Source organism: Sphingorhabdus contaminans (assembly GCF_007280415.1).
In the GTDB taxonomy this organism is placed as follows: domain Bacteria; phylum Pseudomonadota; class Alphaproteobacteria; order Sphingomonadales; family Sphingomonadaceae; genus Sphingorhabdus_B; species Sphingorhabdus_B contaminans.
The window spans coordinates 1,108,238-1,131,172 of record NZ_VKKU01000001.1 but is presented as its reverse complement, the minus strand read 5'-3'; the positions used below and the strand labels follow the sequence as shown (position 1 = coordinate 1,131,172).

General features: G+C 55.2%; 25 protein-coding genes. 11 read left to right on the top strand and 14 right to left on the bottom strand.

Annotated elements, in window-relative coordinates:
• Position 1: 1 nt before the first annotated feature.
• Complete coding sequence (locus tag FOM92_RS05575) at positions 2-526, bottom strand: sigma-70 family RNA polymerase sigma factor (protein ID WP_143775783.1); 525 nt, start codon at positions 524-526, stop codon at positions 2-4.
• A gap of 342 nt (positions 527-868) precedes the next feature.
• Here FOM92_RS05575 and groES point away from each other — a divergent pair, with 342 nt between their 5' ends.
• From groES to FOM92_RS05560, 3 genes are all read left to right on the top strand, one after another.
• Positions 869-1,156, top strand: coding sequence for a co-chaperone GroES (groES, locus tag FOM92_RS05570; RefSeq protein WP_143775782.1), 288 nt, complete (start codon positions 869-871; stop codon positions 1,154-1,156).
• 58 nt (positions 1,157-1,214) lie between these two features.
• A complete protein-coding gene (groL, locus tag FOM92_RS05565; protein ID WP_143775781.1) occupies positions 1,215-2,861 on the top strand; it encodes a chaperonin GroEL in 1,647 nt (548 codons plus the stop codon).
• 229 nt (positions 2,862-3,090) lie between these two features.
• Positions 3,091-3,642, top strand: a complete 552-nt coding sequence (locus tag FOM92_RS05560; protein WP_143775780.1) for a pseudouridine synthase — start codon at positions 3,091-3,093, stop codon at positions 3,640-3,642.
• A gap of 173 nt (positions 3,643-3,815) precedes the next feature.
• Here FOM92_RS05560 and FOM92_RS05555 read toward each other — a convergent pair whose 3' ends face one another.
• The 12 genes from FOM92_RS05555 to FOM92_RS05500 all read right to left on the bottom strand — a co-directional run bounded on the left by FOM92_RS05555 (position 3,816) and on the right by FOM92_RS05500 (position 14,831).
• Positions 3,816-4,970, bottom strand: a complete 1,155-nt coding sequence (locus FOM92_RS05555) for a cupin domain-containing protein (RefSeq protein ID WP_143776333.1) — start codon at positions 4,968-4,970, stop codon at positions 3,816-3,818.
• A 42-nt stretch (positions 4,971-5,012) separates the two neighbouring features.
• The gene (locus tag FOM92_RS05550) at positions 5,013-5,708 is read right to left on the bottom strand and encodes an HPP family protein (protein ID WP_143775779.1); all 696 of its coding nucleotides are present in this window, start codon (positions 5,706-5,708) and stop codon (positions 5,013-5,015) included.
• Between the two features lie 3 nt (positions 5,709-5,711).
• On the bottom strand, positions 5,712-6,104 hold the full coding sequence (locus tag FOM92_RS05545) for a nuclear transport factor 2 family protein (RefSeq protein ID WP_143775778.1): 393 nt from the start codon (positions 6,102-6,104) through the stop codon (positions 5,712-5,714).
• 2 nt (positions 6,105-6,106) lie between these two features.
• Entirely contained in the window at positions 6,107-7,051 is a 945-nt protein-coding gene (locus tag FOM92_RS05540; RefSeq protein WP_143775777.1) for a D-2-hydroxyacid dehydrogenase, read from the bottom strand.
• A complete protein-coding gene (locus tag FOM92_RS05535) occupies positions 7,048-7,404 on the bottom strand; it encodes a hypothetical protein (protein ID WP_143775776.1) in 357 nt (118 codons plus the stop codon). The genes FOM92_RS05540 and FOM92_RS05535 overlap by 4 nt, the downstream gene beginning before the upstream one ends.
• A complete protein-coding gene (gene cysS, locus FOM92_RS05530) occupies positions 7,401-8,837 on the bottom strand; it encodes a cysteine--tRNA ligase (protein ID WP_143775775.1) in 1,437 nt (478 codons plus the stop codon). The genes FOM92_RS05535 and cysS overlap by 4 nt, the downstream gene beginning before the upstream one ends.
• A 64-nt stretch (positions 8,838-8,901) precedes the next feature.
• A complete protein-coding gene (locus FOM92_RS05525) occupies positions 8,902-9,573 on the bottom strand; it encodes a nitroreductase (protein ID WP_143775774.1) in 672 nt (223 codons plus the stop codon).
• Positions 9,574-9,637: 64 nt separating this feature from the next.
• Positions 9,638-11,452 (bottom strand): cobaltochelatase subunit CobT, encoded by a 1,815-nt coding sequence (cobT, locus tag FOM92_RS05520; protein ID WP_143775773.1) that lies wholly within the window; start codon positions 11,450-11,452, stop codon positions 9,638-9,640.
• Entirely contained in the window at positions 11,452-12,654 is a 1,203-nt protein-coding gene (locus FOM92_RS05515; RefSeq protein ID WP_143775772.1) for an alpha/beta hydrolase, read from the bottom strand. The genes cobT and FOM92_RS05515 overlap by 1 nt, the downstream gene beginning before the upstream one ends.
• Complete coding sequence (locus FOM92_RS05510; RefSeq protein WP_143775771.1) at positions 12,651-13,187, bottom strand: peroxiredoxin; 537 nt, start codon at positions 13,185-13,187, stop codon at positions 12,651-12,653. Before FOM92_RS05510 ends, FOM92_RS05515 begins: the two co-directional genes overlap by 4 nt.
• Before the next feature lie 40 nt (positions 13,188-13,227).
• On the bottom strand, positions 13,228-14,223 hold the full coding sequence (gene cobS / locus FOM92_RS05505; protein ID WP_143775770.1) for a cobaltochelatase subunit CobS: 996 nt from the start codon (positions 14,221-14,223) through the stop codon (positions 13,228-13,230).
• 11 nt (positions 14,224-14,234) lie between these two features.
• A complete protein-coding gene (locus tag FOM92_RS05500) occupies positions 14,235-14,831 on the bottom strand; it encodes a J domain-containing protein (protein ID WP_143775769.1) in 597 nt (198 codons plus the stop codon).
• 43 nt (positions 14,832-14,874) lie between these two features.
• Here FOM92_RS05500 and FOM92_RS05495 point away from each other — a divergent pair, with 43 nt between their 5' ends.
• The 4 genes from FOM92_RS05495 to FOM92_RS05480 all read left to right on the top strand — a co-directional run bounded on the left by FOM92_RS05495 (position 14,875) and on the right by FOM92_RS05480 (position 18,319).
• Positions 14,875-15,150: a BolA family protein gene (locus FOM92_RS05495; protein ID WP_246087154.1), complete on the top strand. Its 276-nt coding sequence runs from the start codon at positions 14,875-14,877 to the stop codon at positions 15,148-15,150.
• A 116-nt stretch (positions 15,151-15,266) separates the two neighbouring features.
• Complete coding sequence (locus tag FOM92_RS05490) at positions 15,267-16,103, top strand: helix-turn-helix transcriptional regulator (RefSeq protein ID WP_143775768.1); 837 nt, start codon at positions 15,267-15,269, stop codon at positions 16,101-16,103.
• A 328-nt stretch (positions 16,104-16,431) separates the two neighbouring features.
• Positions 16,432-17,310, top strand: coding sequence for a pirin family protein (locus tag FOM92_RS05485; protein ID WP_143775767.1), 879 nt, complete (start codon positions 16,432-16,434; stop codon positions 17,308-17,310).
• Between the two features lie 94 nt (positions 17,311-17,404).
• The gene (locus FOM92_RS05480; protein WP_143775766.1) at positions 17,405-18,319 is read left to right on the top strand and encodes an alpha/beta fold hydrolase; all 915 of its coding nucleotides are present in this window, start codon (positions 17,405-17,407) and stop codon (positions 18,317-18,319) included.
• Here FOM92_RS05480 and FOM92_RS05475 read toward each other — a convergent pair.
• A complete protein-coding gene (locus FOM92_RS05475) occupies positions 18,316-19,395 on the bottom strand; it encodes a DUF2332 domain-containing protein (RefSeq protein WP_246087153.1) in 1,080 nt (359 codons plus the stop codon). The two genes, FOM92_RS05480 and FOM92_RS05475, sit on opposite strands and share 4 nt — an antisense overlap.
• 39 nt (positions 19,396-19,434) lie before the next feature.
• Here FOM92_RS05475 and hisG point away from each other — a divergent pair, with 39 nt between their 5' ends.
• From hisG to thiL, 4 genes are all read left to right on the top strand, one after another.
• Positions 19,435-20,091: an ATP phosphoribosyltransferase gene (gene hisG / locus FOM92_RS05470; protein ID WP_143775765.1), complete on the top strand. Its 657-nt coding sequence runs from the start codon at positions 19,435-19,437 to the stop codon at positions 20,089-20,091.
• A complete protein-coding gene (gene hisD, locus FOM92_RS05465; protein ID WP_143775764.1) occupies positions 20,078-21,367 on the top strand; it encodes a histidinol dehydrogenase in 1,290 nt (429 codons plus the stop codon). The genes hisG and hisD overlap by 14 nt, the downstream gene beginning before the upstream one ends.
• Positions 21,364-21,813 carry a transcription antitermination factor NusB gene (nusB, locus tag FOM92_RS05460; RefSeq protein WP_143775763.1) on the top strand — a complete coding sequence of 150 codons (450 nt, stop codon included), beginning with the start codon at positions 21,364-21,366 and terminating at the stop codon, positions 21,811-21,813. The genes hisD and nusB overlap by 4 nt, the downstream gene beginning before the upstream one ends.
• Before the next feature lie 76 nt (positions 21,814-21,889).
• Positions 21,890-22,807: a thiamine-phosphate kinase gene (gene thiL, locus FOM92_RS05455; RefSeq protein WP_143775762.1), complete on the top strand. Its 918-nt coding sequence runs from the start codon at positions 21,890-21,892 to the stop codon at positions 22,805-22,807.
• Positions 22,808-22,935: the final 128 nt, after the last annotated feature.

Sequence of the window (22,935 nt, the reverse complement as noted above, 5' to 3'; positions counted from 1 at the left end):
ATTATTCACTCTCGATCAGCGCTGCCAATTTTTTGAGGCCGCGGTGTATGTTCACTTTTACAAGCGGTTCGGACTGACCGCTTCGCGCGCAGGCTTCGCTTATGCTGAGGCCATCAATCTTGACGAGTCGAATGGCCAGTGCCTGCGCTTCGGGTAATTTGTGGAGAAGGCTGTCGATGCTGATTTTGGCACCAACCTCATCTTCGTGACTATTCTCGCTATGCTGGTCGAGAAGTTCGTCGGCAGCGTGTCGGTATGTTTGCCTTAATCGGTCGACCCAGCGATAGCGTGCAATCGCGGCGAGCCAGGGCAGGAAGGGGCGCGACGGATCATAGCTCGCCCGTTTGCGGTGAAGAGAAATCAATGTGTCCTGAACCAGATCATCGACCGCATCTTGAGAAATTTTGGAAGCAAAGAAGCGCGTGAGCCAGCGTCCTGCCTGCTCCAGCAAAACAGCATAAGCTTGCTTGTCCCCCAATTGGGCAAGGCGCATCAGGTCACGCATCGTTTCTTCGCGCGCGATCACGATATGTGATACCCGTACTGGATGTGGTGAAGGGTCTGATACTGCTGCAATTTTCTACTTCATTTCTCGATTGCCGGACGATGCTATGGCACTACACCGTTCGTTGGCATGGGTTGATATCTGCGGGGGCGCCATTTGTCTGCACCGCTCTGTTTCGCAATGATCATCGTAAAAGTTACACAATCCAATTTTTTTGAGCGCTTGTCCTTGACCCGTCACAAAAAGCTCCTATCTGGGCGTCGTTAGCACTCGCCCCAATTGAGTGCTAACTGACATTCATTGCCGTCCCTCGCTTCCAGGTGGGTGTGGCGGGATGGCGAAACTAAAAAAGGAAGGTTCAACATGGCATTTCGTCCTTTGCATGACCGTGTCCTCGTCCGTCGGGTCGAGGCCGAAGCAAAAACTGCTGGTGGGATTATCATCCCTGACAGCGCACAGGAAAAGCCGCAGGAAGGCGAAGTCGTCTCCGTAGGTTCGGGTTCAAAGGCTGAAGACGGCACTGTAACCCCTCTCGACGTAAAGGCTGGCGACCGTGTGCTGTTCGGCAAATGGTCGGGCACCGAAGTCAAGATCGATGGTGAAGACCTGCTGATCATGAAGGAATCGGATATTCTCGGGATTGTTGGCTAACGCCGAACCAAGTGTGAACTTGCGCAATTTTTTGCGCTCTATTTGAAGGAATAAAATCATGGCTGCTAAAGACGTGAAATTCGGCCGCGATGCGCGTGAACGCATCCTGCGCGGCGTAGACATCCTTGCCGATGCGGTAAAAGTGACGCTCGGTCCCAAGGGCCGTAACGTTGTTATCGACAAAAGCTTCGGCGCTCCGCGCATCACCAAGGACGGCGTCACTGTCGCCAAGGAAATCGAACTGAAGGACAAGTTCGAAAATATGGGCGCGCAGATGATCCGCGAAGTCGCTTCCAAGGCGAATGACGCTGCAGGCGACGGCACCACCACGGCGACCGTTCTTGCCCAGGCAATCGTTCGCGAAGGTATGAAGTCTGTTGCTGCCGGCATGAACCCAATGGATCTGAAGCGTGGCGTCGATCTCGCCGTAACCAAGGTTGTTGAAGATCTGAAGGCTCGTTCGAAGCCCGTTACCGGTTCGTCGGAAATCGCTCAGGTCGGCATCATTTCGGCCAATGGTGACACCGAAGTCGGTGAAAAAATTGCTGAAGCCATGGACAAGGTCGGCAAAGAAGGCGTTATCACTGTTGAAGAAGCCAAGGGCCTCGAATTTGAACTCGATGTCGTGGAAGGTATGCAGTTCGATCGCGGCTATCTGTCGCCTTACTTCATCACCAACACCGAGAAGATGTCGGTCGAGTTGGAAAATCCATATATTCTGATCCACGAAAAGAAGCTCAGCAACCTGCAAGCCATGTTGCCGATCCTTGAAGCAGTCGTTCAGTCGGGTCGTCCGTTGCTGATCATTGCAGAAGACGTCGAAGGCGAAGCTCTCGCAACTCTCGTGGTCAACAAACTCCGCGGTGGTCTGAAGATTGCTGCTGTGAAGGCTCCTGGCTTTGGCGATCGTCGCAAGGCGATGCTTGAAGATATCGCTATCCTCACCAAGGGTGAAATGATCAGCGAAGACCTCGGCATCAAGCTTGAGTCGGTGACCATTGGCATGCTTGGTCAGGCCAAGCGCGTTACCATCGACAAGGACAACACAACCATCGTCGATGGTTCGGGCGATGCCGAGGCGATCAAAGGCCGCGTCGAAGCGATCCGTGCACAGATCGAAACCACCACCAGCGATTATGACCGTGAAAAGCTGCAAGAGCGTTTGGCAAAGCTTGCCGGCGGTGTTGCTGTAATCAAGGTCGGTGGCGCTACCGAAGTTGAAGTGAAAGAGCGCAAGGACCGCGTTGACGATGCTCTCCACGCAACTCGCGCTGCAGTTGAAGAAGGAATCGTCCCCGGTGGCGGCACTGCGTTGCTCTATGCAACCAAGGCACTTGATGGCTTGAAGGGTGCAAATGACGATCAGACCCGCGGTATCGATATTGTCCGCAAGGCGATCGAAGCTCCTGTCCGTCAGATTGCGCAGAATGCCGGTCATGATGGCGCTGTGGTAGCTGGTAACCTGCTGCGCGTCGGCGATCAGAACCAGGGTTTCAACGCTGCGACCGATACCTACGAAAATCTCGTAGCGGCCGGTGTTGTGGACCCAACCAAGGTTGTGCGTACTGCCCTGCAAGACGCAGCTTCGGTTGCCGGTTTGCTGATCACCACCGAAGCGACCATTTCGGACGCACCGGAAGACAAGGCTCCTGCCATGGGCGGTATGCCCGGTGGAATGGGCGGCATGGGTGGAATGGACTTCTAAGTCTAGCCACTTCGTCAAATCAAAAAGAAGGGGTCGGAAAGGTAGCTTTCCGGCCTCTTTTTTCGTTATGTTGTGACTCGTTTCGATCGCTTTATGGCAACCGTACCTGTCGAATTGGAATTTTCATTGCTGATGGAACGTTGGCAATGTTGAAAATTTAGTGGTTATATCTGCCTCTGCCATGCTCTTTTCCAAGACATATGGTCCAGATAGAGATAGGGCTTTTCCCATGCCGCGCCTTGTCCTCTTCAATAAGCCCTATGGGGTGCTGCCCCAATTCACAGACAAGAATATGGCGGCATCACCACGGCCGACACTTTCCGATTATATCCAGATCGACCGTGTATATCCTGCAGGACGGCTCGATATGGATAGCGAAGGCCTGATGTTGCTAACCGATGACGGCAGGTTGCAAGCCCGCATATCGGACCCCAGATTCAAAATGCCCAAGCGGTATCTCGTCCAAGTCGAAGGGGCCGTAACCGACGTGGCTTTAGCCGCTTTACGTTCCGGTGTTCCGTTAAAAGATGGAATTACGCGACCGGCAGAGGCGGATCGGGTTGCGGACCCGGACTTGTGGCCCCGTGATCCACCGGTGCGGTTCCGCAAAACGGTGCCTGACTGCTGGATCAGCCTGACAATTCGCGAGGGTCGAAATCGGCAGGTGCGGCGTATGACCGCTGCGGTCGGCTTTCCGACTTTGAGGCTGGTCCGATGGTCAATCGGAGACTGGTCGCTGGACGGATTGGGGCAGGGGCAGATGCGCGTAATTGAGGTTTAGGCCGCTGGTCTGGGAATCCGCTTTCCTTTGGTCCGGCTTGTAAGATGATAGGTGCCACATCGATCACACCGGTAAGTGCGTAACGCGACATCGCCCTTTAAGGCCGCTTGCTGAGCATCTGATTGCGTTGAAAAACTTCGCTTTTTTACGCAGATACTCAGCCTGGTTCGCATTTAACTTTCAACCTGTTCGTCAAAAGCAATGCTGCCTTGATTAACCAGATCGGTCATAAGTTTTACGAGCTCCGCGTCCGGATTTGGATGAGGAGGCAATGCTACTCTGTCCGCCTTGCATAGGGCCTCGGCAAAGGCTTTACATGCGCTCACGCATTCAAATGTGGAGCCATCGACAAACAGCAAGGTCATCACGCCTTCCTGCACAAATGAAAATCGGCTCGCCGGATTGCGCATCACGATGGCCGCGGATCGCAAACATGTTTCAATATCCGCTTCGCTGACCAAATCTTCGGGCGACCAGTCAATTTCCGGATATTTGCGCGTGCTGCTAAAACGGCCAAACCAGCGGGTAAAACTAGCGCGGTCTTGAAGTTGTTCGATCGCGAGCCTGTGCAGCCTGTCCAATGCAATATTTGAAATCTCGCCCGGATTATCCTGGATCGCAAAGTCCGTGTCCGAATAGCGGTCATCATCCTGCATCTGGGCGACCAAATCATCGACAAAATGGGTCAGTAGCTCACTGCGCGAAGGGGCACGGAAGCCTACCGAATAGGTCATGCAATCGTCGCCGACGGCAACGCCATCATGGGCGATGCGTGGCGGAACGTAGAGTATGTCACCCGGCTCCAGCACCCATTCGTCCGTGGCGTGAAACTCCGCTAAAAGCCGCAGATCATCATGGGGAATCAAGGGGCTATCGTCGTCACATAATTGGCCTACGCGCCAACGCCGCCGACCGTTGCCCTGTATCAGGAAGACGTCATATTGGTCATAATGCGGCCCGACACCGCCGCCGTCGGTGGCATAGCTGACCATCACATCGTCGATCCGCCAATTGGGAATGAACCGGAAGGGCTCAATCAATGCCGCGACTTCGGGCACATGATGGTCGACTGCCTGAACAAGCAAAGTTGAAGGCGCTTTCCCGAGACGGGCAAAATGGGTTTCAGCCATTGGGCCATGTTCAACCGCCCAACTGCCCTGAGCGCCGACAACAAGACGCGATTCCACCTCCGCTTCACAAGCCAGACCTGCCAGCTCATCCGGCTCCAGCGGATTGTTCCAGACCGGCCAAGGATTGCGGATCAGCAACGGCGCCTTCTGCCAGTAATCCCGCAGGAATGCTGCGCTGTCAAAATCCTTCAAAACCATATTCATCCTGACGCCATAGCGTTTGTTTGACCGGAACCGTTGTCAGCCTTTTTTGCCAAGGCGTTGCGCCGCAAAACCTTCGGCGGTCATCAGCAGGGTTTCGAGGTCGGCGGGGTTAATGTCAAATGTCTCTTTGGTTTGGGCAACTGCGCGTTCAATATCTTCCCGCAACATTGCCGTCGGCAATGGGGCAGGGGTGTCAGAGATGCGGTGGGGATAACTATGCCCCGAAATGCGATGGAAGAGGAAACCGGCAAGCACCAGTGCTGCCGAATTCGCCGCGACGAGGGTGACAGGATATATATAGCCGGCGGCAATCACAGCATCGCTGCCGATAATGGCCGTAACTGCAACTGCGCCGCTGGGTGGGTGGAGGCATCGTAACAACGACATCGCAACTATTGCCACTGCAACGGCGAGGCCGACCGCCAGCATCGGATATTGCACAAGATGGGCTATAGTAACGCCCACGGCGGCGGACAGTACATTGCCGCCAAACACGGGCCAGGGTTGCGCCAGAGGACTCGCAGGCACGGCAAAGACCAGTACAGCCGATGCGCCAATGGGGGCGATCAGAAAGGGAAGAGCCGGCCACACATTCTGAATACCCAACCCCGCAACCGCGGCAATAAACACACCTAACCCGGCGCCCAGGCTCGCGACCAGTCTGTCATTCAGCCGGGCGCCTGCCAGTTTTGGAACAAATAGTCGAAAGGACGGGTTGCGTTTAAGTTGCACAGTTCAGCCGGACATTTTCATCAACATCTCGCCCATTTTCTGGTGGAGCATGTTCATCGCTTTCAACGGCCGGACCATGACTTTGAAATGGGTGATAAGTCCATCGTCGTCACAAGTGATCATGTCGATCCCGTTGATTGTTATGCCGTCAATGACAGTCTGAAATTCCAATATGGCCGAGTTTTCCCGGTGCCATTCACCGACATAGGCGAATTCGCCGTTGCCTAATGTATGTCCCGCAGCGGCGAGATATTTGGCGGTAATCGCTTTTCCCACCTGCGGCGTATGGACCACGGGGCTTTCAAAAATGCAGTCGTCGTGCAGGATGGCCGATATGGTGTCGACATCACGCGAAAGCGCGACTTTATGCCAGATTTCCGCAGGGTTATGAGCCATGTTCAATATCCTAAATCCAAATTGACCAGAGGTTCCAGCTTCTCTCCCTTCCGGTAGCGATCGAGATTCTCGAAAAAGCGATCTGCGGAACGGACAAACATCTTGTCCTGCGCACGGCCGGACAGGTGCATGGTAATCTGAGCATTGTCGAGCGTCCACAAGGGATGATCGGCCGGCAGTGGCTCGGGTGTCGTGACGTCCAGAAATGCGCCCCCGATCTGCTTGTCGCGAAGGGCATGGATCAGTGCATCCTGCTCCACGACGGAGCCCCGTGCGATGTTGACGAGTATGGCACTCTGTTTCATCGTCGCAAGCTCGTCAGCGCCGATCATGCTGTCGGTTTCGGCGGTTGCTGGAACCGCCAGAATCACCCAGTCAAACTCGCCTAAACGCGCCCGCCATGCATCCGGCGCAAGACTCGTGGGGCCAGGAGTACGGCGGACGACAGTCACATCTACCCCGAAAGGTATAAGCCGCTGTTCAATCAGCTTTCCTATCGCGCCATAGCCCAGCAGCAACGCCTTTGAGCCGTAAAGTTCGACCTTGCCCGGCGAATCCTGCAACCATTCGTGGCGTTCCTGCGCGCGGACAACCTCACGATATCCTTTGGCCATCGTCAGCATTCCCATCACCACATATTCGGCGATAGTTATTGCATTGATTCCCGCGCCATTGGTGACCATGCAGCCCTGCTTTTTGAGTTGAGTAAGCGGCATGCCGTCGACACCCGCATAGATGGAATTGAGCCATTTCATTTGAGTGGCGGCTCCAATGACAGTGGCCATATCCGCCTTGTCATACATGTCGAACCATCCAATTTCGGCCAATGGCGCCAGGTGCAAGGCTTCACCCTTGGACATGAACCAGTGGGGCTCCACCCAGTCCGGAAGCCGGGGTTCGATAAGCGGCCGTACAAGTCCGGCCATAACGAGCTTGGTTTTGGTCATCGCAAAAAGGCCTTCCATGCCACGAAACAGAGAAAAGGGAGGCCGGCCAGATCGACCAGAGCGATCGTCTTCAACGGCTTCGGGCTACCATATTGAAAATAAAGCGCCAGAAAGGACAGCATGCTGATTGCGGTAAGCACGACGGCTGCGCGCCGAGGCTGGCTATCGAATACAGACCACAGGCAAAGCGCAAAAACGGCAAGAAACAATGCCGCGCGGTGGTGCATCAACAGGAACAGAGGATTTGAATTGTCGAGGCGATATAATGTGGTGAGAGTTGCAGGTCTGAAAAATGCTAGAGCGGGCGTGGCATGCACAGCAGCAAGAACGAGCCAAGCAATTTTCAGCATCATATATCCAACTTCCAATCCCATCCCAGTGCGTCGCCGTCCATCACTTCCACGCCCTTTGCGATAAGTTCGTCGCGGATTGCATCGGACTTGGCAAAGTCCTTGGCTGCACGCGCTTCCTTGCGCGTTTGCAGCGCGGTCTCGATTTCCTCCTCGGTGATTTGGGCGGATTTGGGGCGGACGCGCAAATCCTTGCGGGTAAGGCTTTCAAATCCAAAACCTAGCACTTGATCCATTTCAAGAATTGCCGATCGCTGAGCGTTGGGATATTTTGAGCCCGATCCTGCCAATAGCGTATCGAAGATCACAAGTGCTTGCGCTGTATTCAGATCCTCGAAAATTGCTTCGTTAAAAGCTTTCAAGGCACTCGAAAAATTCGGATAATCTGCGGGCACTTCTTCTGCTTCGTCTTTAGGCAGCTTTTCAAAGGCCATAAGCATCCGCTTTAGTCGAACAAATGCCGACTGCAGTCCTTCCCAGCTAAACTCCAATTCGCTCCGATAATGTGCCTGCAGGCACATCAAACGGTAGGCGAGGGGGTGAAAGCCCTTATCGATCAGCAACTGCACACGCAGAAACTCGCCAGACGATTTGGACATTTTGCCGCTGCGTTCGATCAGGAAGTTGTTGTGCATCCAGATTTTTGCACCGCTATGGTCGCCCCCGCATCGTGCCTGATTTTGGGCAATTTCATTGGGATGGTGGATTTCGCGATGATCGATGCCGCCGGTATGGATATCGAAAGGCAGCCCCAAAAGCGCTTCAGACATCACCGAACATTCCAGATGCCAGCCCGGCGCACCTCTGCCCCACGGGCTGTCCCATTCCATCTGCCGGGTTTCCCCGGGTGGCGTCTTGCGCCAGATGGCAAAGTCGGCGGCGTGGCGCTTGCCTTCGACTTCCTCAATGCGGCCTTCGCCTTCTTCGGTTTTTGCACGCGCCAGTGCACCATAATTAGCGACCGTCGACGTATCGAAATAAAGGCCGCTGTCGAGTTCGTAGCAATGCTTGTCCGCGATACTCTTGGCGAAATCGATCATTGCCGGAACATAATCTGTGGCAATCGACCAGTGCGCGGGTTGCCGAATGTTGAGCGCACGTACATCGGCCCAATAGGCTTCGGTATAATGCTTTGCGATGTCCCAGATGGATTGGGCTTTTTCCGCCGCCATCTTTTCCATCTTGTCTTCACCCGCATCCGCATCATCGGTCAGGTGACCGACATCGGTAATGTTGATGACATGGGTGAGTTTATATCCTGCAAAGCTGAGTGTCCGGCCCAGCGTATCGGCAAACACATAGGCCCGCATATTGCCGATATGGGGATAGTTATAGACCGTAGGCCCGCATGTGTAGACGCGCGCCTCGCCGGGGTGGACGGGAACAAAGGGTTCAAGTTGCCGTGTCAGGCTGTTGAAGAGGCGCAATTCGGTCATGGGATGGCGATGGCTTACCCACGTTGCAAGGTCAAGAGTTGGCTCAATCTTGCAAAGGCTAAGGTCAGAATCCTTCCCAGCGGACAGCCTGACCAATCTCGACGCGCGGTACCGTGAAGTTGTTCACCGGCGCATCCGGATCGCGATAGCCGATTGCCATACCGCAGAAGAAAATATGGTCATCATCAATATTCAGCAACTTGCGCATATAGGTGCCATACATGGCCCAGATTTCCTGTGCACAGCTATCAAGACCTTCCTCGCGGAGCAGCAACATCACCGTCTGCAACCACATGCCCATGTCCGACCATTGCGGCGGGCCCATATATTTGCGGGTAAAGGTGAAAAGCTGCACTGGCGCCCCAAAACTGTCCCAGTTTTTCATCATCTGCGCAACACGGCCAGCGCCATCTTCCCTTGCGAGACCTAGGGCATCAAACATCGCCTTGCCAACTCCGCGACGCTGATCCTCGTAGCGGCCCTCAAGGCCCTTTGGATAAATGTCATATTCATGACCTTCACCCATGGGTGCCGACGCTGCTTTCGCTTTGATCTTGGCGGTAAGATCGGCAAGGGGCTGTCCGGTCAGTATGACGGCATTCCAAGGTTGTGTGTTACCGCCCGACGGAGAGCGCTGCGCCTTTTGCAGGACGCGTTCAAGCACGTCTTGCGACACCGGAGTGGGCAGGAACTGGCGGATTGAACGGCGGGTGGAAACGGCTTCAGTTACGTTCATGGGAAAAGCTCCAGCGAATTAATCGGTTGATTAATTCATGCCATGCGCGTTGCGAAAGGCAAGCTTATTCCTCGTCAAACAATCCAGCCAGTTGTTCGATCATTGTCCCGCCCAATTGTTCGGCGTCCATGATGGTTACAGCACGCCGGTAATAGCGCGTGACATCGTGCCCAATTCCGATGGCAACAAGCTGCACAGGCGAACGGGTTTCAATCATCTCGATAACCTTGCGCAGATGCTGTTCCAGATAGCCGCCATGATTGACCGACAGGGTACTGTCATCGACTGGGGCACCATCGGATATGACCATCAATATGCGGCGATCCTCCGCGCGGGCAATCAGGCGGTTGTGCGCCCACAAAAGGGCCTCGCCGTCGATATTCTCTTTCAACAACCCTTCGCGCATCATCAGGCCGAGATTACGCTTGGCATGGCGCCAGGGTTCGTCCGCCTTTTTGTAGATGATATGGCGCAGATCATTAAGACGACCCGGCATGGGAGAGCGGCCCGACGCGAGCCAGTCTTCACGCGCTTGTCCGCCTTTCCACGCACGGGTGGTAAAGCCCAGTATTTCCGTCTTCACACCGCAGCGTTCCAGCGTGCGGGCCAGGATATCGGCGCTGATCGCGGCAATGCTGATCGGGCGGCCACGCATGGATCCGCTGTTGTCGAGCAGCAACGTTACCACCGTATCTCGAAAATCGGTCTCGCGCTCCACTTTGTACGACAGAGAGCTGCCCGGGGACACAACGACGCGCGAAAGACGGGCGGCATCAAGCATGCCTTCTTCCTGATCGAAATCCCAACTGCGGTTCTGTTGCGCCATCAAGCGCCGTTGCAGCCGGTTCGCCAGCTTGGTGACGACAGACTGCAGGTTCGACAGTTGCTGGTCGAGATAGAAGCGCAGGCGATTTAACTCATCTTCGTCAGCAAGCTCCGTTGCGGTGATCGTTTCGTCATATTTGGTCGACCAGATCTTGTAATCGCTTTGCGGCAAATGATCCCAGTTGCGACGTTGTGGTGTGACCGGCTGCATTCCGTCGTCACCCATTTCACCGTCCGCGCTGTCCTGATCGTCCATGTCCTGGCTGTCATAGTCCGCTTCGGTCTCTTCCCCTTCGCCGTCCTGCGGTTGCGCGCGGGCTTCGGACTGGCCGGCTTCGCCCTCATTGTCGTCCTGGCTTTCTCCGTCCTCTTCTTTCTGGTCTTCGGAATCCTCTCCACCATCATCGGCATCGGAAGGATCGATGTCGCCTTCGGTAAGATTGAGATGCGCCAGCATGCTTTGCGTGAGGGCGGCAAAAGCGGTCTGGTCATCAAGCGCAAGGCCGAGTGCATCGAGATCGCTACCTGCTTTTTCTTCAATCCAGCCACGCAGCATGTCGACCCCTGCAGCGGCGCTATCAGGTACTGCAGAGCCGGTCAGGCGTTCGCGCACGATGAGCGAGAGAGCCGTCGAAATCGGTACCTCGTCCGCCGATTGTGCCCGGCTGATCGGATCGGTGCGCAGCTTCAGATCAAGGGAATGGGCAAGATTGGCCGCGATACCGGCCATGTTGCGCGAGCCCAGCGCTTCAACACGGGCGTTTTCGACGGCGTCAAAAGCGGCTCCGGCAATAGCCTCTGTCGGACGAAGTGCGGCATGGCGTGCGGCATCATGATGTTTCAGCTTCAGAGCGAAACTGTCCGCAAAACCGCGCGCCTCGGCCACCTGTTCGGGAGGCAGAAGACGACCGGGCATAGGGACCTTGAAATTTTTGCCGGCCTGCGTCGGTGCATCGGCCGTGAAGGCAAGCTCAACCTCCGGCTCGTGCGCGATCGCACGGGCTGTGCCGGTCAGCACTTGTTTAAACTGTTCCAGTGGGGATTCGTTTGCCATCAGTCTGCCGCCCGTTTGCAGAAGGCTGCCACCTGTTCCTTGGTGGCTTTGCCGATATTTTTTAGCCGAAAAACATGCGCAATATGCGTGGGAATACGTCCTGGGCTTTCGCGTGCTCCGTTAACGGCAGCTGCAAAATCGAGGCATACCTCCCTGCTGCGCAAATAGTCACTATGACCGCTTCCGCCACTTGTGACATCGGTCGTGTCGATTATCGTAAAGCCTGTTTTTTCAGGTTGCGTTTCATATGTGCTTTTCGTGGCAAAGCACCGTTCGGGCAAACCCTTGGCCTTCAATTCATTCGCTTCAAACGGATTGAAACAATAAGGCGATCCGAGGCGTGGATAGCCATGCAATGCGCGCGACACGGCCAATGCCTTATCATTGAGAGACGCGTAGACGGTAATGCGCCGGTCATTATTCACCCGACGTGCCGCCAGCACTTCCTCTGCGATATCCCGTTCGAAATCCTCGCGATCGATATCAGGTGACGCCAATATGATATTTGAAATATTGCTGGAATCGGCATTTGACGACGTCCGGTCAACATATTCTACAGCGGGAATGACGAGCCGGGCACCAAGTGAATGGGAAACAATGACAATCTCTTTCACCCATTGCTGCCGCGCCAATTTGGTGAGGAAGTTGCGAAAATTCCGTTCGTCCCAATACATATTGGTCTCATCAACAGCGTAACTCAGTAAATCGCCTTGCGAGGGCCAGCTATACTGGATGATCGGACCGTCAAAATTTGAAAGTTCGGCAATCTGCACCGTGTCTTTAGCTGTAGACAGAAAGGTCTCCCTATAGCCGTGCACGTATAATAGTACGCGACCCTTGCGCAAATTTGACGCTTCACGAAGGCCGTTCCACCAGTCTGCCTCAGGTTGAAAGGCCAGGGGGACCCGTGTTTGCTTTTTACCTTTTGCGTTTGCAGATATTTCTGGCGGCGCAAAGCGTGCAAACCGCACCCGATCGGTGCGGTGGTTGGTCAAAGATACGGCTTCACCCAGACAATCGGGCAGGCGGCTCGTGACTGCGAAATAATTCTTGTCCGCTACCGCGTTTCTATCGGTTTCGACGGGGTTGCAACGCGGGTTCTCGACCAACTGGCTATGCGGAATGTCGCCATATTCGACAGCCACACCGCAGCCGGAAAGCACCAGAGGTGCAAATAAAATGGCGAGATATTGCCGCATCATTTCCCTTTGGGATTTGCCGCGCGCCAGTCTTTTACAGCCTTCAGGGCACCTGAAACATGACCTTTCACGCTCAGATCCGAATAGGCAAACAGGATCTTTCCGTCCGGCGCAATCACATAGGTGGTGCGGTTTGAGCCACCCATGACCGGAAGGCCCACATCATAGGCTTTGATAACAGGCGGGGATGCTACACCCACGGTGAACTTGTTCCGGCAGGCCTCCACCGAAAATTTCTTTAGCGTATCGATCTTGTCGGCTGACATGCCAATGATGGATGCGCCATAGGCCGCAAAATCATCGGCCGCTTCCGAAAATTCATGTGCCTCGACTGTACAGCCCGATGTGAATGCCTTTGGATAGAAATAGAGGACAACCGGCCCCCGTTTCAGTGCCTTGTTCAAATTATACGTATAGGCATCGCCCGCCTGAACCGCTTGCGTCGTAAAATCTGTTGCGCGCGCGCCCGGTTTCAAAGCACCGAACACCGGCGTTGTTGCGAGTGCGAGGGTCATAAGAAAGGCGAGACGTTTCATGTTTTGCTCCTGACGCAACGCTAGGGGGATAGGTCTTAACTCAGCCTGCTTTGCCCACAACGCTCTCCGGCAGATCCTTGCCGAATACGCGCTGGTAATATTCAGCAACCAAAGCCCGCTCCGCCTCATCGCACTTGTTCAGGAAGGACAGCCGGAATGCGAATCCAACATCTTTGAAAATTGCGGTATTCTGGGCCCAGGTGATAACGGTCCGGGGGCTCATGACAGTTGAAATATCGCCGTTGATAAAGCCCTGCCGCGTCAATTCGGCAACTTTGACCATGTTGGCTACGCTTTCGGCATCTGTGCCCGATGCCTTGGCAAGAACGATTTCGCTTTCGACCTGCGCAGGCAGATAGTTCAGTCCTACAACAATGTTCCAACGGTCCATTTGCCCTTGGTTGATTGCCTGTGTGCCGTGATACAATCCGCTCGTATCGCCAAGACCGACCGTATTGGCCGTCGCAAAGAGGCGGAAATAGGGATCAGGGCGGATCACCCGGTTCTGGTCAAGCAACGTCAACTTGCCTTCGGTTTCCAGAACCCGCTGGATCACAAACATAACGTCCGGACGACCTGCGTCATATTCGTCGAAGACGAGTGCGGTTGGCGTCTGGAGTGCCCATGGCAGCAAACCCTCACGAAACTCGGTTACCTGCACACCATCGCGCAACACAATTGCGTCACGTCCAATCAGGTCGATACGGCTGATATGTGCGTCCAGATTGATACGGATGCACGGCCATTTGAGACGAGCGGCAACCTGTTCGATATGGGTTGATTTACCGGTCCCATGGTAACCTTGCACCATCACCCGGCGATTATGGGCAAATCCGGCCAGGATCGCGAGCGTGGTATCGGGATCAAATACATAGCTGTCGTCGGCGTCGGGAACGCGCTCATCAGCGATGGAAAATGCGGGGCATTCCATATCCACATCAATGCCAAACATTTCGCGGACGCTGATTGTTTTGTCCGGCGCGGCCAATATGGTGGCATCGCGGCTATCAGGCTGGATATTGGGAATGTCGGTCATGCAAATTCTCGTCAAATGAAAGCAGGAGATGTTTTTAGGTGCGTATAGGCCGCAATCACGTCTTGCAAAGCCTTTTCATACGACCTGTTCCCGCCATTTTTGTCGGGGTGATAGGCCCGCACCTTTTCGGAATAGGCCGATCGTAAAGCCCGCCTGTCGGCATCTACGCCAAGCCCTAGCGTCTTCAACGCATTCCGGTCTTCCGAAGACAGCATTTTACCGTCAGCTCGCTCTTTCGGCATGCGTTCGCGAAAACGTGCAGAAATTGCATCCAGCGGGTCTTTGAAATCCGCCCATCTGGGGGGCGAATCGGCTCCGCCCGTCGCGCGGAAGGCTCTGGTTTCGGATGGCCAGACATTGAGGGGGCTCTGCGCCTCCAAAATTTCCTCCATCGTCATACCGTCAAACCAGTTATAGCCGGCGTTGAATTCGCGGACATGATCTAGGCAGAGATATTGATAGTCGCCCGGTCCGTCTGCTGTGGCTGACTGACCATAGGGATTGGGTGCCCTGAATTCACCGATTTCCAGACAGCCAGGATAGCTGCAAATACGGCGCGATCCGCGCACGCGGCCGTGGAATCTGTCGTGCGATCGATCGGAAGCCATGATTTTCCTTGGCGAAAAACGTCCCATATGGGAAGAGTTCTGAATGAAAAAAGGACCCGCCCAACTGGAAATGGAACAGTTGCTTACCGCAGCGTTTTCGCCCTCCCGTCTCGTCGTAACCAACGATAGCGCCAAGCATCAGGGTCACAGCGGTGACGATGGGTCAGGTGAATCACATTTCACGATCGAGATTCAGAGTATGGCGTTCTCGGGCGTTGGCCGGGTGATGCGGCAACGTATGGTCAATAAAGCTCTGGGTGATATTCCGGGGATGCGCGTTCACGCTCTGGCCATTAAGGCGACTGCGCCCGACGACTGAATGTCACAACATGTAACGGAATATCCTTGCTTACAAAGGCTTAATCGGCTTAGTCTCTCTCTACCGGATTAGCAGGCTTGTCCTGACTAGGGTCGCACCGGGGAAATGGGGGGTTGATGCTTTCGCGCACCTATCGGCCGTCGGCTGATCTCGCACCCTATATTCGCCGTTTCTATGTCTTCGAAGCGCCATTGCCCGATGGGGTTGTCGTCGAGGACTTTCTGCTCGCTGAAACTGCTTTTGTCCGCTGCCTTTTGCGTGGTGACTGGTCGGCCGAAACAAGGCCCGGTGAATGGAATACAGCAGGTAACATCGTCTTCTTCGGTGCCAACAGCGGTCCCTTGAAAGTGCGCGTAAAGGGCGGTTTTGCGGTCACGGGTTTTGCCATTCGCCCCAGCGGCTGGCACGCGCTCTTTTCAAGCCCGCATAACCAGCTCGCCGACCAAATGCGTCCTTTGCAGGAATTATGGGGTGAACTTGCAGACAGAATGATTGCCGGTGTTTCGCAAGCTGTCGACGATGAAGGACAGCTCGCTGCCATGGAGCGCTGTATCAGGGAGCGATTGGAATTGTTTCCCGGACATCTGCCCGATCCCCAAATGGCCCAGTTTGAAATTATTGCGCGAACCGACAGTACGATCCGTATCGAAGATGCCGCGGGCCAGTTGGGGCTATCCGTCCGTCAGCTGGAGCGCCGCTGCCTTGCCGCCTTCGGTTTGACGCCGAAGGCCGTTTTGCGCCGTAGCCGCTTTCTGGATGCGGCGACCGCATTGCGCGGATTTAGCAGCCCGAGTGAAATCGAACTGGGCGCTTTGCGCTATTATGACCAATCACATATGAACCGGGAATTCCGCCGGTATACGGGAATGACGCCACGGGTTTTTTCCAAGGCCGTCACACCTCTGCAAACCGCGGGGCTGAAGTTACGCGAAGAAAGCCGGTTCGAAGATTAGGCCGTGACCTCATAACTATCGTCGTCGAGGCGTCAAAATGGCGAAGATATCGGGCCAAAATGCGCGCCGCCGATAGTCATTCTACCGGCAAGCGGATTTTGGTTCGAGATCGAAGCCATTTTGACGTCCGAAGGGATTTGCCCCATTTTGCCCATGGCTGCGTCAGAAAGCCTTGAGATATATCTATATCCCGGCGGCTTCCTTCCTTGCCCTGAGCAAAATGGCCTCAAACCTCGACGACGATAGTTATGAGTTCACGGCCTAGCATATTGATGCATCCCGTCATCCCGGCTTGACATTTCGGGGCGGGTGGCAGCATCCTTCGGCTATGCTTACAATAACGCCAACGACCCATGACCTTGGTGCATTCGAAGTCCGCCGGACATTGCCGAGCAAGGCGCGGACGATGGTGGGGCCGTTCATCTTCGTCGATCAATTCGGACCCGATCATTTTGACATAGGGAAGGGCATGGACGTCCGTCCGCACCCGCATATCAATCTGGCAACGGTAACCTATCTGTTTGAAGGCGCGATTGATCACCGCGACAGCTTGGGCACATTTGCGACCATTCGCCCGGGCGCGCTCAATCTCATGACGGCGGGCAGGGGAATTGTGCATAGCGAACGCACTCCATTGCCCGAACGATCCACTGGATCGCCCATTTCAGGTATGCAGACCTGGCTCGCTTTGCCGGATGGCAAGGAAGAAATCGATCCGGCCTTTGAACATGTGTCGAAAGAAAATCTGCCGCTTATCGAAACGGACAATGTTTCCGCGCGGGTCATTATGGGATCCCTCTGGGGGGTTACGGCACCCACTACACAGCATGCCGAAACAATTTACGCCGATATATTGATGAACGCGGGTGCCACCATCCCCATTGATGCCGATGCGGACGAGCGCGCTATTCTGGTCGCCTTGGGATCAGCAAGCCTGAATGGCGAAGCGCTGGAACGGCACAGCCTTTATGTCCTGCAACCGGGGCAGGCGATGACATTGCGTGCAGATTCGGATTGCCGGGTAATGCTGCTGGGTGGCGAAGATTTTGCCACGCCGCGTCATGTCTGGTGGAATTTCGTGTCATCCTCACGCGACAGAATCAACCAGGCCAAGTCCGATTGGAAAGCAGGCAATTTTCCTCTCGTTCCCGGCGATGAAAATGAATCTATCCCCATTCCGGAGATTCCATTGACCCGAAGCGCATAATTTGCCGATTTTTTACAATCAAAATGGACTTAATTCTGTTTGAAGCGTTAAGGCGATGCAGATTTCCTATCGCTTACAGAAGGTTAAAACCCGAATGACCGATCTCTCCCACCGTCGCCTGTCTCTGTCCACAGGCATTGAAATGGATGCCTATACCGCAGGGAACCCGTCCGATTCGGCTATCATATTCCTCCATGGTTTTCCGGAATCGCATCGCACCTGGCGGCATCAGATTGCGGCATTGTCGGACCGGTTCTATTGCATCGCACCTGATCAACGCGGATATCGCGGGACGTCAAAACCACAACAGGTTGACGCCTATACGGCGGATAAGCTGACCGCAGATATCTTTGCCCTGGCCGATGCGCTGGAGGTAACGAACTTCATTATCGCCGGACATGACTGGGGTGGCGCAATAGCATGGAGCGTTGCGCTAAACGGACAGGCGGATGGGTTCAATCCGGCATGGGCGGGCAGGGTGACCCGCGCAATTATCGCCAATGCGCCGCACCCTTATCTTTTCCAGCGTTTGATGATCACCGATATGAACCAGCGTGCGGCAAGCCAGTATATCCGCGCCTTTCGGGATACGGGCCATGACGCGTTGGTTCGGGAAAAAGGGCTGACCGGTCTTCTGTTGGAGACTATCAAATGGGATAAACCCAGTGCAATGGAACCTGCCGAGCGTGCGGCGTTGCTTGCCGACTGGGAAGATCGCGACGCTTGTTTTGGCATGCTCAACTGGTACCGCGCATCGGCACTTTACGTTCCGGCGATGGATGAAGATGCCGAAATGCCGGCCTTTGCGTCCGGGGAATTTCCCAAACTGACCATCCCCACATTGGTTATTTGGGCGATGGACGACCTTGCTTTACCCGCGAGCAACATCGACGGAATCGAACAGCTTGTTCCCGATGTTATAGTGGAGCCGGTATATGACTGCGGCCATTTCGTTATCTGGGAAAAACCGGAGGCCGTGAATGCGGCAATGGAGCGGTTTCTCGCCTAGGATTGCGCCGCCCGCCATTCAACCCAGGCACCGTGCGCCTGCGCTTCGGCGAGCAGATGCCACTGGGCCGGACCCGGCCAATAGCGTATCTGCAGCTCGTGCCTGAATGTTTCACGGTTGGTTTCGAGCATCATCCAGGCCAGAGGACGCTCGGCTGTGGCATTGCGTCCATGTGCCTCGATTGCGGCGGTTATCGCGTCGCGGCGGTCGGCCGGAATATATTGCCAGACAATACTGTGGTTGAAAACGCGCGTGATCCCGGCAGGCTGTGGCGATGACAATCTTTCGAGCACCCAGTCTAAGGCATCGGCCTTGACCAGTTCCGGACGCTTTTGCATCGCGAGTGAAATTGCCGCGTCCATACGTTCCAGCCGTTCCGAATTTTCGGGCCATACATAGCTTTTGACACGCAAGGCCGACTCCGGATCGGACAGGTCAACAGGAGATTGGTCGCAGCCCGATATATGTACAATTTCGATCTTGGGACTTGGTGGCGGTGGTCCGCGCCATTCCGGTTTGATTCGCATCGGCGATGCTGCCGGTCCGGCTTCGACCCCGCCGAGATTATAATGGTAACGTTCCATCATCGTGTTGATACCGGCGCTCGCACCAATTTCGTTAAGTTCGAACCGTGGCCCAGTTTTGTCAGCCAGCCACAATAGACCTGCCATGAAACTCGCCGACCGCCCTGCTTCGTTGGTTTGCGGGGGTCCATCCAGCCAGGGCAACAGCCGCTGGTCATGATCGGTTGTAACAGCAACGACGATGGCATCCACATCTGACTGATCGGTAATGTGCCCGTTATAAACAGGCAAAAGGCGGGATTCTGCGCCCGTTAACAGCAAGTTGTGAAAGCCCCCGGCAAGCCGCAAAGGCATCGCATCTTCCAAAGGCAGGCCGGGCCATTCCACGATACGTTTGCCGCACATGGTGTCGCTTGCCATCAAGGCCAGTTGGGCTTCCACAATGCGGGCCGTGACAGGGGCGCCGTTCCGGCGGCAATGTTCCGCCTGAACCTTAATCCCTTGGGCAACTCTCTGATCGTCCATCACACCGATACCGAATGTGTCTGCCATATTGCCCTTTCCGCCTTCGGCCCCTAAAGCGCGCCCATTGTGACCGAACGTATCATCTTTGCAATCCCCAAGGGACGGATTTTGGACGAAGCACTGCCGTTGATGCAGAGTGCGGGTATAGAGCCGGAATCTGCCTTTTTTGACGAAGGCAGCCGCGCGTTGCTGTTCGCCACGAATAACCCGCATATGAGCATCATTCGCGTGCGCGCTTTTGATGTGGCGACATTCGTAGCCCACGGTGCGGCCCATATCGGGATTGTCGGATCGGATGTTATTGATGAGTTCGATTATTCCGAACTTTATGCACCTGTTGATCTCGGCATCGGGCGTTGCCGTATATCTGTCGCCATGCCCGAAGGTGCGTCCGATCCTGCCAATGGCGGTCATATCCGTGTCGCCACCAAATATCCGGCGACAACCAGCCGCTACTATCAGGCGCAAGGTATCCAGGCCGAATGCGTGAAACTGAATGGCGCGATGGAACTGGCGCCATCCCTTGGTCTTTCCGGCCGAATTGTCGATCTTGTTTCATCGGGCAGGACATTGGCGGAAAATGGCCTTGTCGAAACCGATGTCATTTCACAGGTTTCTGCCCGGCTGATCGTCAATCGCGCTGCCTACAAGATGATGAGCGGCACATTGCCCGCATTGGTTGAACGATTCCGTTTATTGTCAGGTGAACGTGCGGCGGCTTGATTCCTCGCAAAAAGGCTTTGGCGAAGCCTTTGACGCGCTGGTCAACGACCGGCGTGAAACGAGCACCGATGTGTCCAGCATAGTTGAGCAGACCATCCGCAATGTGCGCGCACGTGGTGACGTGACGCTACTGGAGATGACCCAGCGCTTCGACGGGTTCGATTTGAACAAGGAAGGTTGGCAAGTCGATGCGGCTGCGTGCAAAGCGGCATTTGACGGCCTTGCACCCGAACTGCGCGATGCACTGAAATTGGCAGCCACGCGCATCAAGGCATATCACAAGGCGCAGTTGCCCAAGAACCGTGACTATACCGATAAGACGGGCGTGCGCCTTGGCGCGCGCTGGTCTGCCGTTGATGCGGCGGGCGTCTATGTACCCGGCGGACGCGCGGCCTATCCGTCTTCGGTCCTGATGAACGCCATTCCGGCCAAAGTTGCCGGGGTCGAGCGGCTCGTAATGGTAACGCCCACGCCGGGCGGAGAGGTGAACCCGACCGTCATGGCCGCCGCGCATTTGGCGGGTGTCGACGAGATATGGCGCGTCGGCGGTGCGCAAGCGATTGCCGCGCTGGCTTATGGAACCGATCGTATCCGGCCAGTCGATGTTATTACAGGTCCGGGCAACGCCTGGGTCGCAGAGGCAAAGCGTCAGTTATATGGCGTTGTTGGTATTGATATGGTCGCCGGACCGTCGGAAATCGCGGTTGTTGCCGACGCCAAAAACAAGGCCGAATGGATTGCTGCCGACCTGCTGAGCCAAGCGGAGCACGATCCGACCAGCCAGTCGATTTTGTTCACTGACAGCGCGGCCTTTGCGGACAAGGTTGCATTGGCGGTCGATGCCCAGATTGCCGGTCTGGCGACGGGCGCGGTTGCAGGACAAAGCTGGTCAGCCAATGGCGCTATCATTGTGGTCACGCGCCTCGAAGATGCCATGCCGCTTGTGAACCGTCTGGCCGCCGAACATCTTGAACTAGCCGTTGATGACGACCGCGCAGAGGCATTGTTCAATTTGGTGCGTCACGCAGGTTCGGTCTTTTTGGGCCGAATGACACCGGAAGCGATCGGGGATTATGTGGCAGGGCCAAATCATGTGTTGCCAACAGGGCGCCGAGCCCGCTTTTCATCCGGCTTGTCCGTTCTCGACTTTATGAAGCGAACCAGTTTTATTGCGCTTGATGCGCAATCCATCAAAGCTATCGGTCCAGCAGCGGCAATTTTGGCCGATGCCGAAGGCCTTCCCGCACACGCCGCCAGCGTCAGGAAAAGATTATGAAATCCCGCAACTCCAAATCCCGTTCGGCCGCGCGCTTGGCCGCCGTTCAGGCGTTGTACCAGATGGATATGGAAAAGGTCGGTCTTGCCCGGTTGCTCGACGAATTTCACGCCCACCGTCTGGGCGCGGAGATTGAAGACGCACAATATGCAGATGCCGAAGTCGATTTTTTCGATGATGTCGTTGCCGGCGTCGACGCGCGGCGTGAAGAAATTGATGCCTTGATCGAAAGTAAGCTGGGCGAAATGTGGAAGATGGGGCGGCTCGACAAGACAATGCTTCAAATCCTGCGCTGCGGCACCTACGAAATCATCGCACGCGCCGACGTTCCTACCGGTGCGGTTATCGATGAATATATGGACGTCGCCCATGCATTTTTTGACAAAAAGGATGCAAAGTTCGTCAACGGTTTGCTCGACGCGGTGGCAAAAGACGTACGCGGATAAACTGTAAGAAGATATGGCAATAGCCGCCATGCCGAAACCAGTTCTGGATAGATGCTGCATAGGCTAGAGTCCGCCAATGACATCCGAATCCACTTTCATAAGTCTGATGCGGGCGATGGCACCAGATCCTGCGGCGCGGAACCTGCTGGACGATTGTGCTGTAATAAGTCTGGGTTCGGAAACGGTCATTTTGACGCACGATATGATGGCAGAGGGTGTCCACTGGTTGCCAAATGCTGATCCAGCCGATGTGGCGTGGAAGCTGGTTGCCTCGAATCTTTCCGATCTGGCTGCAAAGGGTGCAAATCCTCTGGGCGTTCTGCTCGGCTTTATGCTGGGCGACGACAAATGGGATCGGGCATTTGCCGCCGGTTTGGAAACCGCGCTCACCCATTTTGGCGTAGCTTTGCTGGGCGGAGACACCGTTGCCAATCGCGGCGACAAACGGGCATTAGGGTTAACAGCAATCGGTACAGCGACCTGCATTCCTGTTCCATCCCGTGGCGGAGCGCTTCCAGGGGACCTTGTTTATGTAACTGGCACTTTGGGCGATGCGCTCGCTGGCTTTGAACTGATCGAAGCAGGCTTTGACGAAGTTGGTCCATTGGCCAAGGCGTATAATCGTCCCGAACCCCGTTTGGCCGAAGGTCGACTATTGGCGCCTCTGGTCAATGCAATGATGGATGTATCGGACGGGCTCCTGCTTGATACCGAGCGCCTGGCATCGGCGAGCAAGGTGGAAATTGCCATCGACCTTGCCCGTATTCCTCTGTCACCCACTTATGTCAGCTATCGCGGAGATGCTTTGGAAAGTCGCTTGCAGGCGGGGAGCTGGGGTGACGACTACCAGCTGCTGTTTACGGTTGCTCCGCATACAGAAGTAACCGCTGCGGCAACTCAAGTGGGATATGTCCGCGAAGGCGCGGGCCTGTCTTTGTTCGACGGTGAAACGAGATTGGCATTGCCGTCCTCGCTTGGTTACCAGCATCATTGATCAAGTCGGCCCGAAAGGCCGCTTTTAAGGGTTGCGTTCCTGCTTCAAGCCACCCTATAGCCGTGTGGCTCGCATCTTCTGGGAGGAGGATGCCATTCTATGCTGTTTTGGCAAACTAATAGGGGAGA